Here is a 14,687-nt window from a genome sequence, read left to right on the forward strand (position 1 = left end):
ATCAGGAACCTCGGTGTCGGGGAACCTCGCTATCAGGAACAGGCGAAAGGGAGTCTGCAATGGACGAGATAACCCCGCGCTACGGTGCAGCTTCCGATCCCGATTTCAGTCGGGCGCGCAGGAATACGCCGTCCCAGGAGGCGCAGGATTTCGCTGCCGCGGATCTCGACGAACTGGACCGCGGAGTCGTGCACGCGCTGCAGATCCACCCCCGGGCCCCGTGGACCCTGGTCGGCGATGTGCTCGGCGTGAACCCGGTGACGGTCGCCCGGCGCTGGCAGCGGCTTGAGGAGGCCGGGCTCGCGTGGGTGACCGCCTACCCGAGGCTGTCGGACTCCCGGATCGTGGTGACCGGCATCGTCGAGGTCGACACCGAGCCCGGTGTCGCCGAGGACGTGGCCCGCGCCCTCGCCGCCGAGCACGCCGTGGCCAACGTCAAGATCACGGCCGGCGGCCGCGATGTCGTCACCGCCGTCCAGACCCGGGACCTCGACGAACTCGCCCACCTCACCACCCGGCTCTTCCAGCAGACACCGGGCGTCCGCGCGACCCGCACCCACGTCTCCACCGGCGTCCCCACCGAGGGCAGCCGCTGGCGGCTGCGCAGCCTGGACGCGGCCCAGTGCGCCCGCATCGAGGCGAGCCACGCCTCGGACGTCCCGCCCGACTCCGGCACGGGGTCCACCGCGCCCTGGGACTCCCTGGACGCGCAGATCCTCGAACTCCTCAGCTCCGACGGCCGGATGTCCATCCGCGCCCTGGCGACCGCGACCGGCGTCGGTGTCACCACCGTCCGCCGCAGACTCCAGTCGCTGCTGGCCTCCCGCGTGAGCCTGCGCTGCGACCTCGCCCGGCGCCTGTCCGGCTGGCCGCTGGCGGCGGTGTACTTCGCGTCCGTGCCCGCCCTGCACCTGGAGGAGACCAGCCGCGTCCTGTCGGGCATACGGGAGGTCCGCTCGTGCGCGATCACCGCGGGCCCGCACAACCTCGTGATCGACGTCTGGCTGCGCGCCCTGGCCGACGTCCACACCTTCGAGGCGCACCTGTCGCGCCGGCTCCCGCGCCTGGTGATCGACGACCGCTCGGTGGTCCTGCGCACGGTGAAGCACATGGGCCGGATCCTGGACCGCGACGGCCGCTGCGTCGGCGTCGTCCCGCTGCGCGAACCCCAGGGATCCCACCTCCCCACCGACAGCCTCCTCGCCGTACCGGACGACAAGCGACTCTGGCGCTGACACCCCGAACTGCCCTTGCTGTGAAGATTGTTGAGGAGCACCGATGCGGTCCACGTACCTCCCCGGCGCCGACGGCCACCTGCGCTGGCTCGACCTCCCGGGCGACGGCCCCGCCCGCGTGTACCTCCACGGACTGGGTTGCGCGGGCTCGGCCGACTTCACGGGGATCGCAGCTCGCTACGGTGGACGCGCGATCGTCGTCGACCTCCTCGGCCACGGCTACAGCGACCGCCCGAAGGACTTCCCCGGCACGCTGGAGGCGCACGCCGAGACGGTCGCCGCCGTCCTCGACGACGAAGGGATCAAGGACGCCGTCCTCGTCGGACACTCGATGGGCGGGGCCATCGCGATCGTCCTCGCCGCGGCCCGCCCGGACCTGGTCTCCCGACTCGTCCTGGCCGAGCCCAACTTGCGCACGGGCGGGGGACTTTACAGCGGAGCCATCGCCGCCTACCCGGAGGACGACTTCGTCAGCCACGGGTTCCGTACGGTCCTGTCGACACTGGACCCCGAGTACGCGGCCCGCGTCCGCACGTCAGACCCCGCGATCCTCCACCGCAGCGCCGTGAGCCTGGTACGCGGGACGACTCCGGGCACGGCGGAACTCTTCTACGGCCTTCCCCGGCCCCGGGTGATGCTGATCGGCACCCGCAGCCGCCCCTACGCGGACGAGCCCGCCGTACGGCAGGCCGGCATCCCGGTCGTCGAGGTCCCCGACGCGGGCCACCACATGATGCGCGACAACCCCGAGGCGTTCGTGGCTGCCTTGGTCGAGAGCGGTGCCGGGCCCGTCGCTAGAGGGGAGCGCGGAGGGAGTCGTAGCGAGCGAGTCGGGTCGTGATGACGCTCGATGCCTGGGTGAGGGCGGTGAGCAGGCGGGTGATCCTGCTGCCCGCCGTGGGGGCGATGACCGACAGCGCGGCCAGGTAGGCGCCGCCCGCGCCGCGTACGGGAACCGCGACGGCGAGATAGCCGAGGCGCCGCTCCTCCACCTCGACGGCGTAGCCCTGCTCCCGAACTCGCTTGAGTTCGCCGGGCAGTTGGGCGGGGCCGAGCGTGTGCGGGGTGCAGCGGACCATCTGGGGGACGACGCTCGCGAGTGGGTACTGCTCGGGGAGCAGAGCCAGGGTGAGCTTGCCCGCGGCGGTGCTGTGCAGTTGCAGGCGTCGGCCGTCGGCCGTGGACCGGGCGTTGTTGCGGTGCGTGCCGAGGTTCTCGACGCAGAGCAGCTCGGAGTCGTGCGGGATCGCCAGGATGACGGCGTTGTCCAGGGTCTGGGCGAGGCCCTCGATCACCGGCCTGGCCGCCTCGCGCAGGGTGCGCTGTTGGGGCGAGCGCAGGCCCATCGTGTAAAGCCGTACGCCCAGGCGGTAGTTGCAGCCGTCCCGCTCCAGGAAGTCGGTGGCGACGAGTTCTTGGCACAGTCGGTGCACGGTGGCCTTCGCGATGCCGGTACGCGACCTCAGCTCGGCGAGGCCGAGGGAGTAGTCGTCGTCGCCGAAGGCCGACAGGATCAGACTCACCTTGCCGAGCACCGAGTTGGGCCGCTCGCCGGACTCCCGGACCGCGCCGGCGGTGGTCATCCCGCCGCCACCCAGTCGAGGATGTGCCGCGAGAACTCCTCGGGGAGTTGCTCGGGCACGGGGACGTGTCCACCGGCGATGACCCGTGTCTCGCAGCCGGCGTCCGCGAACCTCTCCAGGCCCGGCATCGAGAAGTGGTCGCCGGACGCGCAGACGGCGAGGGTGCGGGCGGTGACCAGGGGCAGCCGCTGGTCCATCATCGAGCCGCGTACGGCGACGTGCCCTTCCTCGACCCGGTCCAGCACGGTCAGCGCGTCGATCATGAAGCGGTTGAGGGCGGCCTCCTCGCCGAGCTCGTAGAACTCCCGCCTGTGGTTCCACAGTTCGATCAGGTGCGAGCCGTCGGGCTGCGGGACGACGTGGTCGACGGCCTTGCGCCGGCCGGCCGAGCGGCGCTTCTCCTCGTCGATGAAGGGGGTCGCGGAGAGGAACAGGCTCGCCACCCGCTTCTGGTGGCGGGCGGCGAGTTCCACCGCGATCACCCCGCCGGTGTGGTGGCCCACGAGATGGAAGCGCTCCAGGCCGAGTTCTTCGATCAACGCGTCGGCGGCGTCGGCCCACCGGTCGATCGTGTGGGGTTCGTCAGGTTTCGCCGACGCCCCGAAACCCAGGGTGTCCATGGCGATGGCCCGGTGTGTGGCCCCGACGAGGGGGAGCACGTCCAGGTACTCGGTCCAGGAGCGCGGTGTCTGATGGAGCATCAGAACCGGTTCGCCCGTGCCGCATTCGACATAGTGCAGCTGACCGAACGGGCTGGATACATAGCCGCGGTGCAGTGTGTCCGTCATGAGTGACCCCCTGGTTTGTGGCATGCGGTCAGATGGCCGGGTGTCTGTTCGGTGAGAGCGGGGCGTTCGCTGCGGCAGTGGTCGTCGGCCAGCCAGCAGCGCGAGGAGAAGGGGCAGCCGGTCGGAATGTCGGTCGGCGAAGGCAACTCGCCCTTGAGGACGATCTGTTCGCCCGGACCGGTGTCGTCGCCGGGTTCGAGGACGGACGAGAGCAGTGCCATCGAGTACGGGTGCTGCGGAGCCTCGAACAGCTGCTGGGCCGGGGCGATCTCGACGATCGACCCGAGGTACATCACGGCGACCCGTTGGCTCAGGTGGCGGACCACGCCGAGGTTGTGCGAGATGAACAAGTAGGCGATGCGGTCCCGCTGTTGGATCTCCTGGAGCAGATTGAGGATCTGCGCCTGGATGGAGACGTCCAGTGCCGAGGTCGGTTCGTCGAGGACGATCACCGATGGCTGCGGGGCCAACGCCCGGGCGAGCGCGAGGCGTTGACGCTGACCGCCGGAGAACTCGTGCGGATAGCGGACGGCGGCAGCAGCGTCGAGGCCGACCTCCTCCAGTACCTCCGCGAGCCGCTCGCGCCGCTCGGTGCGCGGCACCCCGCGAGCACGCAGTGGCTCCTCGATGCTGGCGCCCACCGGCAGCCGGGGGTTCAGCGAGCCGTTGGGATCCTGGAACACCATCTGCACCGCACGCCGGAACGCCTTCAGGTCGGCGCTCTTCGGCTTGTGCGTCATGTCCTTGCCCTCGAAGCGCACGGCGCCCCGCGTGGGCCGGTACAGCCTGGTGGCGATCCGGCCCAGCGTGCTCTTGCCGCACCCGGACTCGCCGACCAGGCCGACCGTCTCACCGGGGTTCAGGACCAGCGAGATGTCGTCCACGGCCCGGACACCGGAACGGCCCGGGCGGCGGCCGAACTCGTGGCCGATACCGGCGAGTTCGAGCAGCGGCACCCCGGTGTCCGCCACAGGGGGCGGAGCCGTCGGTTCGGCCACTGTCAGATCCAGTCGCGATTCACTCATCGTTTCCTCCGGCTGCGGTCGGGGCGTCCTCGATGTCACGCCAGCAGCGCGACACCCGCCCTTCGCCGACGGGCCGCAACGGCTGGGGCTCGGCGCAGGCGTCGGCGGCCAGCGGACAGCGCGGCGCGAAGCGGCACCCGGGCAACCGGCGGGCGTCGTCGGTGAGTTGGCCGCGGATCGCGGTCAGCGGGGTGCCGTCGCCCTCCCGCATCCGGGGCACCGCCGCGAGCAGCGCCCGGGTGTAGGGGTGCCGGGGCGCGTTCAGCACCTGCTCGACCGTGCCGGACTCCACCGCCTGACCGGCGTACATCACCTGCACCCGGCTGCACATGGCGGTGATGACACCGAGGTCGTGCGAGATGAGCAGCATCCCCATGCCGTGCTCCTTCTGGAGCGAGCGCAGCAGTCGGAGGATCTCGGCCTGCACGGTGACGTCGAGGGCGGTCGTCGGTTCGTCGGCCAGCAGCAGGCGCGGGTTGCCCGCCATCGCGATGGCGATGACGACGCGCTGGCGCATGCCGCCGGACAGTTCGTGCGGGAATTGCTTGGCCCGGCGCTCGGGGGAGGGGATCTCCACCAGGCGCAGCAGGTCCACCGCCCGCTCCTGCGCCTCCTTCCGGCCGGCCTTGCCGTGGATCCGCAGTACCTCGGCGACCTGCGCGCCGACCCGCATGCACGGGTTGAGCGAGGTCATGGGCTCCTGGAAGACCATGGCCACGCGGTCGCCGCGCAGGTTCTCCAATTCTTTGGGCGCGCTGCCCAGCAGATCCGTACCGCACGCCTCCAGCCGGTCGGCGCGGACATCGGCGCCGGAGCCCAGCAGCCCCATGGCGGCGAGCGCGACGCTGGACTTGCCGCAGCCGCTCTCGCCGATCAGGCCCACCACTTCGCCCTGTTCGACGCGGAGATCCACACCGGAGACGACGTCCGAGCCGCCGAACCCGATGTGCAGTCCGGAGACGTCGAGGACCGGGCCCGTGCCACCGGGCTCGGCGGTGGCACGGGCGGGCGTCAAGGTGTCGGCCTTCACTGGGACAGCCAGGCGTTTTTGAGGTTGAGGCGGGTCGCCGTGGCGTCCGGCTGGTAGCCGTGCAGCTTGTCGCTCCACGCCTCGCCCCGCACGGCCTTGGCGTACGGCACCAGGAGGTAGGCCTCGTCGGCGATGTACTGGGCGAGCTGGTGGTAGAGCGTGACCCGCTTGGCGTTGTTCTGCTCGCTCTTCGCGGCGGCCATCAGGTCCCACAGGTGCTGGTCCTTGACCTTGGTCGCCGGGCTGCCCTTGGCGAACCACAGGTCCAGGTACTGGCTCGGGTCGGCGTTGAGCACGCTCGTCATCATCACCATGTCGGTGTACTCGCCGGCCAGCACCTTCGGCACGACACTCGCGAACGGCACGAGCTTGAGGTTGAGCGTGATGCCCACCTTGGAGAGCTGCGCCTTCATCAGCTCCATGGCGGAGATGTCCGGGCCGTAGGCCGGGTCGCTGGGGGCGAGCAGTTCGATGGTGACCTTGCTCTTGCCCGCTTCCTTGAGGAGCGCGACGGCCTTGCTCTGGTTCTGCTTGTACATCGGGTCGGCGGTGGTGGGCGTGATGCCGTACGGGTCCTGCGGCGGGATGACGTAGCCGAAGGTGGCGGAGCCGCTGCCCAGCGTCTTGATCAGGGTCTCGCGGTCGATGGCGAGGTTGAACGCCTCCCGGACCCGCTTGTCGGCGAGCGGCCCGCTCAGGGTGTTCATGTTGAGCCAGATGCTGGAGACGATCGGCCCGTTCGCCTCGGTGACACCGCTGGTGGTCTTGACGTCGCTCACCATGCGCAGGTCGCGGAAGGACAGCAGCTGCACCGAGTTGGAGCGCAGCGACGCGACGCGCGAGGTCTCGTCCGGGATGAGCCGGTAGATCACCGTGTCGAGATACGGCTTCGGCTTGTCCCAGTAGCCCTTGTAACCGGAGAGCTCGATGGAGATGCCCTTCGACCACTTCTTCAGGGCGAACGGTCCGGTGCCGTTCTCCGTCTGCTTGAGCTGGTTCCCGGTGCGGGACGTCGTCCACTTCTTGCTCATGATGGCGCCGCTCCACGGGCGGGCCAGGAAGTTGTAGAGCGACGGCTGCGGGGTGCTGAGCTTGATCTCGATCGTGCTCGCGTCCGGCGCGGTCACCGTCTTGATCTTGTACTGCTGGGTGTACGGCGACTTGATCGCGGGATCCATCAGCCGCTCCAGGCTGAAGATGACGTCGTCGGTGGTGAGCTTGGTGCCGTCGTGGAAGGTGATCCCGTCGCGGAGCGTGAAGCGGTAGGTGGTGGAGTCCACCTGCTGGTAGCTCTTGGCGAGCCCGGGCTTGATCTGGCCCTTGCTGTCCAGGCTCAGCAGGCCCTCGTAGAACTGGGCGACGATCTGCTGGTCGAAGTACGCCTGCGCCACCTGCGGGTCGAAGCCGACCGTGGGCTCCCCGTCGAGCCCGATCGTGAGGGTGCCGCCGCTGACCGGCTTCCCGGAGGTCTTGGTGGCCGTCGTGGCCGTACCGCCGCAGGCCGCCAGCATCAGGCCGGCGAGTGTGCTGCCGCCGAGGGCCAGCGCGTTTCTGCGGGAGAGGGTGTGGTTCGTCATCATGACCGCCTGTTTCTCAAGAACGTGAGGGTGAGGTGACGTGGTGCGGCGCCTGTTCAGGGCGTGCGGCGCTTGCCGCGCGGGTTCAGCTGTTCCTGCAGGCCGTCGGAGATGAGGCCGAAGGCCGCCGTGGCGATGGCCAGGGTGATGCCGGGGACGATCACCAGCAGCGGGTCGTCCTTCATATAGCGCTGACCCTCGAAGATCATCCGGCCCCAACTGGGCGTCGGCGGCTGGATACCGAGGCCCAGATAGCTCAGGGACGCCTCGACCAGGACGCAGGTCGCGGCCGTGTTGGCGTACTGGACGAGCGCGGAGGACAGCACGTTCGGCAGCACATGGCGGCCGATGATCACCGGGGTCCGTACGCCGGCGATGCGTGCCGCCGACACGAAGTCCCGCTCGCGCACGGTGAGCGCCGGAGCCCGCACGATCCGCGCGAAGTACGGCACGAAGATCAGGCCCATGCCCCCGATGAGGACCCACATGCCCGGGCTGAAGACCGACACCAGCACAAGTGCCAGCAGCACGGAGGGAATTGACATCGCGGTGTCCATCGCGGCCATCAGCACCGCGTCCAGGCGCCGGGCGTTGTAGCCGGCGACGAGACCGATCGGGATGCCGATCAGCGCGGCGAGCGTGGTCGCCCCGAAGGCCACCATGAGGGACTGCCGGGCCGCCCCCAAGGTCCGGGTGAACAGGTCGCGGCCGAGGTTGTCGGTGCCCAGCCAGTGGCTCCCCGAGGGGCCGGTGAGCAGCGAGTCGCCGACGTCCGTCGTCGAGTAGCGGCCGAAGAGGCCGATGAGCAGGGACAGCAGCACGATCGCGCCGAGGATGCACACCCCCGTGGTGAGTGTCGCGTTCCAGCCGAGGCGGGGCCGCAGTCGCCGTCGCGCCGGGGCCACGGTGACGGCGGGCGCGGTGGATTCAACCGTCACGGCGAGCTCCAGTCGTCCGGATGCGGGGGTCGATGAGGGGGTAGACCAGGTCGGTCACCAGGTTGATCAGCACATAGGAGGCGCCCAGCGCGAGGATCGCGCCCTGGATCACCGTGAAGTCGTGCTGGGTGATGGAGTTGACGATCAGCGAGCCGAGCCCGGGGAGGGCGAAGACCTGCTCGACGATGACGGTGCCGCCGACCAGCACCCCGAGCTGGAGACCGCCGGCGGTGACCACCGGCACGAGCGCGTTGCGCAGCGCGTGCCGCAGCATCAGCCGTCGTCGCCCCGCGCCCTTCGCCGCCGCCGTCCGCATGAAGTCCTGGCCCTCTACGTCGAGGATGGCGGCCCGCATGTAGCGGCAGAGCGTCGCACCGAACGGGATGCCCAGCGCGACGGCGGGCAGCAGCAGCACCTGGAGGTTGAGCAGCGGGTCCTGCGAGAACGGCACGAACGAGAACAGCGGCCAGGCCGGTGCCAGGGTGCTGACCAGGAGAACCATCACCGTGCCGACCACGAACGGCGGGACGGCCAGCCCCATGAACGCCGCGCTGTTGACCACCCGGTCCTTCGCGCGCCCCTGGTGCATCGCCGACCAGATGCCCGCCGGGATGCCCCACAGGACCGCGATCACCGCCGCGTAGACGGCGAGTTCGAGGCTCACCGGGAGGCGGGCGGCGACCTGCGTCCCGACGCTCTGCCCGTCCAGCAGGGACGAGCCCAGATCGCCCCGCACGGCGTGCCCGATCCACGTGAGGTACTGCGACCACACGGGCTGGTCGAGACCCAGCTGCTGGGTGATCTGGGCGCGCAGCTGAGGCGTCGAGTTCTCGCCCGCGATCAGGGCCGCCGGATCACCGGGGACCAGATGCGCCAGGGCGAACACGATGGCGCTGAGGCAGAGGACCACCGCGAGCGAGCGGACCACACGGATCGACAGATAACGCAGCACTGGATCTCTCCCCTTAAATCGCGGCGGCCGGCGCCGAGGCCCGGGGCGTCGTACGGGTCGGTTCGGAGGGACGGAGTCGCGCGGCCAGCTTGCCGGGGACGGAATCGGCCGCGTTCGGGTCGAAGACCCGGCCCTCGCGGAACACCGCACGCAGCCGCCGCCGGTCGGTGAGCACGCCCAGATCGGCGAGCGGGTCGCCGTCCACCAGCAGCAGGTCGGCCCACCTGCCCGGGGCGACCGTCCCCGTCCTGGACCCGAGACCGAGGGCCTCGGCGGCGGCGGAGGTCGACGCGACCAGGACCTCGGCCGGCGTCATCCCGATCTGCTCGTGCAGCAGCACCAGTTCGCGGGCGTGATTGCCGAAACGCATCGTGTTGGAGGAGTCGCTGCCCGTGATGATTCGCACTCCGGCCCGATGGGCCCGACGTACGGACATGAGGCGGCGCTCGCGGAGCAGCTCCGCCTTGTCCAACTGCTCGGTCACCAGGCCGCGTTGGCGCCCGTGCTCCGTCATGTACTCGCTGATCGAGAGGGTCGGGCAGAGGAACGTGCCCTGTTCCAGCATCAGCTCGACGAGGTCCTCGTCGAGGTCGGAGCCGTGCTCCAGCGTGTCCACCCCGGCGACCAGCGCGGCCGTGATCCCGGCCCGGGTGTGCGCGTGGGCCGCGACCCGCAGGTCCAGGGCGTGCGCCTCGTCGACGATCGCGTCGATCTCGGCATCCGTGTAGTTGCGCCACGAGGTCTTGTCGCCGACGGAGAGCGTGCCGCCGCTCGTGCAGATCTTGATCAGGTCCACGCCCATGCGGGCGTACTCCCGGACCCGCTTGCGGCACTCGTCGGCGCCGTCGGCCGGCGGCCACATCCGCTTCTCGTCCAGCGTCGCCGGGCAGAACATGTCGCCGTGCCCCGCCGTCATACCGACAAGTCCTGACGCGACGACCCGCGCCCCGTCGAGGACGTGCTCGTCCATCACGTGCTTGACCGCCACCTCGGGCAGCGAACCGGCCGTGTCCCGGACCGTGGTGAAACCGGACCGCAGCGCCTCACGGGCGTTGGCCGCGGCATGCAGGGTCTGCTCCTCGGTCGACGTCAGCATGTTCCACAGCTGCACGTCCTGCGGGCGGGCGCCCGCGTTGGACCGCAGGTGCACATGGCAGTCGATGAGACCGGGCAGCAGGGTCGTCCCCCGCAGGTCGTACACCGTGTCCGACGGGGTCGTCGCCACGGTGTCCGCGTCACCGACCTCGGTGATCACGGCGCCGTCGATCACCACGGTCGCGTTCGTCCGTGCGGCACCTCCGGTGCCGTCGATCAACGTCATTCCGGCCAGGACTGTTCGCTCCGTCATAGGACCGTGTTCACTCCTCTCCGTGGGAACTGGTAAGCAGGAGTGTGGGCGGGCGAGGATTTGCCTGTGTTGCGGTGCAGCTTTCGCTTGGAATTCCCGCGGGGCGCGCAGGATTGCGCCACCCCTGGAAACGCAGATTTGAGCCACTCGCCGGAGATCACAGGGCGCTCACGAACGCTGTGTCGACGCCCACCGGCCCCACGGCGGTCGCGCCGCCCGGTGTGCCGAGCGGTGTCGTACGGCCGGACAGGGGCTCCTCGAAGAAGCGGCGGTTGTCGGCGCGGAACTCCGGGTCGGCGAGCCGGTCGACGGTGATCGCCTGCTCGGGGCAGGCCGTCTCGCAGGCGCCGCAGTCGATGCACTCCACGGGGTTGATGTAGAGCTTGCGCTCGCCCTCGTAGATGCAGTCGACCGGGCACTCCTCCATGCAGGACCGGTCCATGATGTCGACGCAGGCCGATCCGATGACGTAGGCCATGTCAGTTCTCCTTCTCGGTGGAATGGCCGGGGAACAGCGCGGCCTCGGGGTCGATGACGGTGGCCGCGTTGTTCACGGCGGTGGCGGCCTCACCGAAGCCGACGGAGATCAGCCGCACCTTGCCCGGGTAGTCGGTGATGTCCCCGGCGGCGAACACGCGGGGCAGATTGGTCGCCATCCGCGTGTCTACGGCGATCCGCCGCGCCTGGAGTTCGAGCCCCCAGGTCTGGAGCGGTCCAAGATCGGCGATGAAGCCGAGCGCGGCGACGACGGTACGGGCGGGCAGCAGCCGGACGGTCTTCTCGACCCGGTGCCGTACCTCGACCTTCTCCACGCCCAACTCGCCGTGCAGCGCGCTCACTTCGGAGTCGGTGATGATCTCGATGCCGAGCGCGCGCACCTTCTCGACGCTCGCCGCGTGCGCCCGGAACCGCGCGTTGCGATGCACGAGGGTGACGGACCGGGCGATCGGCGCGAGCAGCGCCGCCCAGTCGAAGGCGCTGTCCCCGCCGCCGACCACGACCACGTCGTGATCGGTGTGGGCGGCCGGGTCCGGCACGAAGTACACCTGCCCCCGCCCGAGGAAGTCCTCGCCCGCCGGCAGCGCCCGGGGCGTGAACGTCCCCACCCCGCCCGTGATGACAACTGCCCCCGCCCGTACGACGGTTCCGGTGTCGCCGCGGACGACAGGACGGCCCTCGCGGTCGTGGGACAGGTCCACCGCCCGCTCCCCGAGGAGGTATCGGACGCCGTACGGCGCGGCCTGCGCGACCAGGTTGTCGACGAGGTCGCGGCCCCGCACCGACGGGAATCCGGCGATGTCGAAGATGGGCTTCTCCGGGTACATCGCGCTGATCTGGCCGCCGCACTGCGGCAGTACGTCCATGACGGTGACGCGCAGTCCGCGGAAGCCGGCGTAGTAGGCGCCGTAGAGGCCGGACGGGCCGGCGCCGATGATCAGGATGTCGGTCTCGATCACCGGTGACTGGACCGGCGCATCAATAGGAACGCTCATGGTTCAGGAGCGTAGGAACGGACTGCTCAGCGCCCAATGGAACCGGTCCGGCTGCCGGGACGGTGGGTCAGACGAGGGCGAGTTGGACCGTTCCCGTCACGCACGGAGTGCCGTCGGCCTTGAGGACGGCGACCTCCAGGGACACCCGGGCGCCCTCCACCGCCTGCACGGTCCCGGTCCAGGTGAGGGGTTCATCGGCCACGGCGGTCGTACGGTTGCGCCAACTCACCGTCTCCAGACGGGAGTTCGGCCCGGCCCACGCCAACGCGTACCGGGTGAGGGTCTCGCCGTGCAGCGTGGACTGGACGACGGCGCCCGGGAAGCCCTCCGAGGCCGCGAACTCGGCGTCGTAGTGGATGCGATGGGAGTTCCACGACACGGCGCTGAAGCGGAAGAGCTGGACTGTGCTGTGCGTGTACCTCTGCGGTGGGCAGGTGTCACCGGCGACGGGCGGGTTCATGCGGCTCCGGGGGAGTCGAGTGCTTCCATCACGACGATCGTCTCGTCGACGGCGGTCAGTTCGGTGCCGTCCTTCGAGGTGAAGCGGGTGGTGAGGCCGAGCAGGACGAAGGGGCCGGAGCGGCCCTGCTTGCGTTCTGCGGAGGTGACCGCGCGGGAGGCGGTGACACGGCTGCCCGCGACCGGGGCCCGGAGCAGCCGTACGGTCTGGCCGCCGTGCACCTGGCGGACCGGCAGGCCCATGGTGCACGGCGACTCACGGGCGGCCAGCCCGTCCGGCCTCAACTCCCGTTCGGGGGGCCCGTCTTCCCAGCTCATGGTGGCCGCGAGGAAGAGGGCCGGGGCCTCGACCGGCTCGCCCGTCGCCTCCCGTTTCCGGGCCCGGTCGATGTACTCGGCGTCGTTCAGCGCGGCGGCGTACCGGCAGAAGTCCTTGACGGTGACCGTGCCGCAGTCCTCGTCCTCCCACCGGTCGACGAGACTTCGGGCCCGGGTCAGCACTTCGTCCAGGACGTTCACAGGGCCGACCGCAGTGCCCGGCCGATGCCCAGACCCGCGGTGCGCAGCGCGCTCGCGTGTGCGGCGGCGTCCACGCGGTAGGTCGGGGCGGTGATCGAGAGAGCGCCGGCCAGGGTGTTCTGTCGGCCGAAGACCGGCACGGCCATGCTCATGTAACCGAGTCTGACCTCCTCGGCCTCGGTCGCGATGCCCTCCTCCCGGATGCGCTCCACCTGGCCGCGCAGCCGCCCGGGAGAGGTGATCGTGTGCCGGGTGAACGGTTTCAGCCCGTTTCTGACCACGTCCCCGAACAGCGTGGCGGGGGAGAAGGCCAGGATCGCCTTGCCGGTCGCGGTGCAGTAGAGGGGGAGCCGCCCTGCCACGCGGGACTCCTCGCTCAGGCCACGGTGCGGCAGGATCTTCTCCAAGTAGACGACGTCGAGGCCGTCGTGGATCGCGAAGTGGATCGTCTCCTGGGTGGCGAGCAGCAGATCCTCCATGTACGGCTGCGCCACCTCGCGCAGGATCCGCTGCCGGTGCACCCGCTGCCCGATCTCGAACAGCCTGAGCCCGAGCCGGTAGTCGCATCCCGCGCGCTCCAACAGGCCCCAGACGACCAGCTCTTGGCACAGCCGGTGCACCGTGGCCTTCGCAACTCCCGTACGGCGCACCAGATCCGCGAGGGAGAGCGACTCGTCGTCGACGGTGAACGCCTCCAGGATGGGGCGCACCTTGCCGAGGACGGAGTTCATCGAGTCGGGAGACGCGGACGCGGCGGCTGCACCGGTGACGGGAGGCGGGGGAGTGTAGGCCGCGGCGCGGGCGATCGGGACGACGGTCATGGCGGGCACCTCACGATCAACGGTTACGGCGGGAATCTCACTGTCAGTGGGCGGACGACGACTCGGCGAGGAAGGCGAGACTCAGGGGGTTGTACAGGCTGGCCTTCTCATGTTGCGGCCAATGTCCGCATTCTGTGAAGATCTCCAGCCGTGCTCCTGGGATCGCGGCGGCGATCGCCTCGGCCTCAGGCACGTCCCCGAGCGGGTTCTTGTTGCCCCACACCACCAGCGTCGGCGCCTTGATCCGCGCCATGCGGTCCGGGCGCAGCAGATTCCGCTCACGCGCCTCGACCTCCTGGAGCGCCAGCAGGTTGTGCAGGTTCTCCTGGAAGTCGGGGTGGTGGTAGATCTCGTAGCGCACCTGGGTCAGCTCCTCGCCCAGGTCCTCGTCCCACTCGGCCCACAGCAGCGCCAGCCGGTCGCGGGTGTACGAGATCTCCGGTTCCACGGCGGCGGCGCGCGTCGAGGTCTTGAGCCGTTCCATCACCGCCGGGTTGATCTTCGTGCCGCCCATGCAGAGGAGTTGGAGGGAGGAGACCCGGTCCGGGTACTCGCTCGCGGCCCAGGAACCGACCCAGCCGCCCAGCGACTCGCCGACCAGGTGGGCGCGTTCGGCACCGACCGCGTCGAGGTAGGCCATCAAGTGGTCGACGTACGCCGGGATTTCGCCCGGTCGGTCGGGCTTGCCGGTGTAGCCGTGGCCGAGCATGTCGATGGCGTGGCAGCGGTAGCCGGCCTCGGCGTGCGCCGGGATGTTGCGGACGAACGCCTCCAGGTGACCGGTCGTGCCGTGCAGGAACACGACGTGCTCGCCGTCCTCGGGGCCGGCCTGGAGCGCGCGGGTGGTGACATCGCCGGTCTCGACGTACGCGTGCCGGTAGTCGATGCCCGAGAGTTCGGTCCAGATGCTCATGACTGC

General features: G+C 70.1%; 16 protein-coding genes. 2 read left to right on the forward strand and 14 right to left on the reverse strand.

Features of this window, described 5'->3' with window-relative positions; all coding sequences use genetic code 11:
- The first annotated feature begins 59 nt into the window (after window positions 1-59).
- Both OG588_RS46920 and OG588_RS46925 read left to right on the forward strand, forming a co-directional pair.
- Window positions 60-1,235, forward strand: a complete 1,176-nt coding sequence (locus OG588_RS46920; protein ID WP_405952640.1) for an Lrp/AsnC family transcriptional regulator — start codon at window positions 60-62, stop codon at window positions 1,233-1,235.
- A gap of 43 nt (window positions 1,236-1,278) precedes the next feature.
- On the forward strand, window positions 1,279-2,076 hold the full coding sequence (locus OG588_RS46925) for an alpha/beta fold hydrolase (protein ID WP_405952641.1): 798 nt from the start codon (window positions 1,279-1,281) through the stop codon (window positions 2,074-2,076).
- Here OG588_RS46925 and OG588_RS46930 read toward each other — a convergent pair.
- The 14 genes from OG588_RS46930 to OG588_RS46995 form a co-directional block, all read right to left on the reverse strand.
- Window positions 2,030-2,818 carry an IclR family transcriptional regulator gene (locus tag OG588_RS46930; protein ID WP_405952642.1) on the reverse strand — a complete coding sequence of 263 codons (789 nt, stop codon included), beginning with the start codon at window positions 2,816-2,818 and terminating at the stop codon, window positions 2,030-2,032. The two genes, OG588_RS46925 and OG588_RS46930, sit on opposite strands and share 47 nt — an antisense overlap.
- The gene (locus OG588_RS46935; RefSeq protein WP_405952643.1) at window positions 2,815-3,606 is read right to left on the reverse strand and encodes an alpha/beta fold hydrolase; all 792 of its coding nucleotides are present in this window, start codon (window positions 3,604-3,606) and stop codon (window positions 2,815-2,817) included. Before OG588_RS46935 ends, OG588_RS46930 begins: the two co-directional genes overlap by 4 nt.
- Window positions 3,603-4,631, reverse strand: coding sequence for an ABC transporter ATP-binding protein (locus OG588_RS46940; protein ID WP_405952644.1), 1,029 nt, complete (start codon window positions 4,629-4,631; stop codon window positions 3,603-3,605). Before OG588_RS46940 ends, OG588_RS46935 begins: the two co-directional genes overlap by 4 nt.
- Entirely contained in the window at window positions 4,624-5,661 is a 1,038-nt protein-coding gene (locus OG588_RS46945) for an ABC transporter ATP-binding protein (RefSeq protein WP_405952645.1), read from the reverse strand. Before OG588_RS46945 ends, OG588_RS46940 begins: the two co-directional genes overlap by 8 nt.
- Complete coding sequence (locus tag OG588_RS46950; RefSeq protein ID WP_405952646.1) at window positions 5,658-7,241, reverse strand: ABC transporter substrate-binding protein; 1,584 nt, start codon at window positions 7,239-7,241, stop codon at window positions 5,658-5,660. The genes OG588_RS46945 and OG588_RS46950 overlap by 4 nt, the downstream gene beginning before the upstream one ends.
- Window positions 7,242-7,294: 53 nt before the next feature.
- The gene (locus OG588_RS46955; protein WP_405952647.1) at window positions 7,295-8,176 is read right to left on the reverse strand and encodes an ABC transporter permease; all 882 of its coding nucleotides are present in this window, start codon (window positions 8,174-8,176) and stop codon (window positions 7,295-7,297) included.
- Window positions 8,166-9,128 carry an ABC transporter permease gene (locus tag OG588_RS46960; protein ID WP_405952648.1) on the reverse strand — a complete coding sequence of 321 codons (963 nt, stop codon included), beginning with the start codon at window positions 9,126-9,128 and terminating at the stop codon, window positions 8,166-8,168. The genes OG588_RS46955 and OG588_RS46960 overlap by 11 nt, the downstream gene beginning before the upstream one ends.
- Before the next feature lie 13 nt (window positions 9,129-9,141).
- Entirely contained in the window at window positions 9,142-10,476 is a 1,335-nt protein-coding gene (locus tag OG588_RS46965; RefSeq protein ID WP_405952649.1) for an amidohydrolase family protein, read from the reverse strand.
- Window positions 10,477-10,633: 157 nt separating this feature from the next.
- Entirely contained in the window at window positions 10,634-10,954 is a 321-nt protein-coding gene (gene fdxA / locus OG588_RS46970; RefSeq protein ID WP_393038425.1) for a ferredoxin, read from the reverse strand.
- 1 nt (window position 10,955) lies between these two features.
- The gene (locus OG588_RS46975) at window positions 10,956-11,969 is read right to left on the reverse strand and encodes an NAD(P)/FAD-dependent oxidoreductase (protein ID WP_405952650.1); all 1,014 of its coding nucleotides are present in this window, start codon (window positions 11,967-11,969) and stop codon (window positions 10,956-10,958) included.
- A gap of 67 nt (window positions 11,970-12,036) precedes the next feature.
- Window positions 12,037-12,429, reverse strand: a complete 393-nt coding sequence (locus tag OG588_RS46980; protein WP_405952651.1) for an acyl dehydratase — start codon at window positions 12,427-12,429, stop codon at window positions 12,037-12,039.
- The gene (locus OG588_RS46985) at window positions 12,426-12,947 is read right to left on the reverse strand and encodes a MaoC family dehydratase N-terminal domain-containing protein (RefSeq protein ID WP_405952652.1); all 522 of its coding nucleotides are present in this window, start codon (window positions 12,945-12,947) and stop codon (window positions 12,426-12,428) included. The genes OG588_RS46980 and OG588_RS46985 overlap by 4 nt, the downstream gene beginning before the upstream one ends.
- Window positions 12,944-13,768, reverse strand: a complete 825-nt coding sequence (locus tag OG588_RS46990; RefSeq protein WP_405952653.1) for an IclR family transcriptional regulator — start codon at window positions 13,766-13,768, stop codon at window positions 12,944-12,946. Before OG588_RS46990 ends, OG588_RS46985 begins: the two co-directional genes overlap by 4 nt.
- 43 nt (window positions 13,769-13,811) lie before the next feature.
- Window positions 13,812-14,681: an alpha/beta fold hydrolase gene (locus OG588_RS46995; RefSeq protein WP_405952654.1), complete on the reverse strand. Its 870-nt coding sequence runs from the start codon at window positions 14,679-14,681 to the stop codon at window positions 13,812-13,814.
- Window positions 14,682-14,687 lie beyond the last annotated feature (6 nt).

Origin of the sequence: Streptomyces prunicolor, from assembly GCF_045162825.1 — a bacterium.
Taxonomy (GTDB): domain Bacteria; phylum Actinomycetota; class Actinomycetes; order Streptomycetales; family Streptomycetaceae; genus Streptomyces; species Streptomyces prunicolor.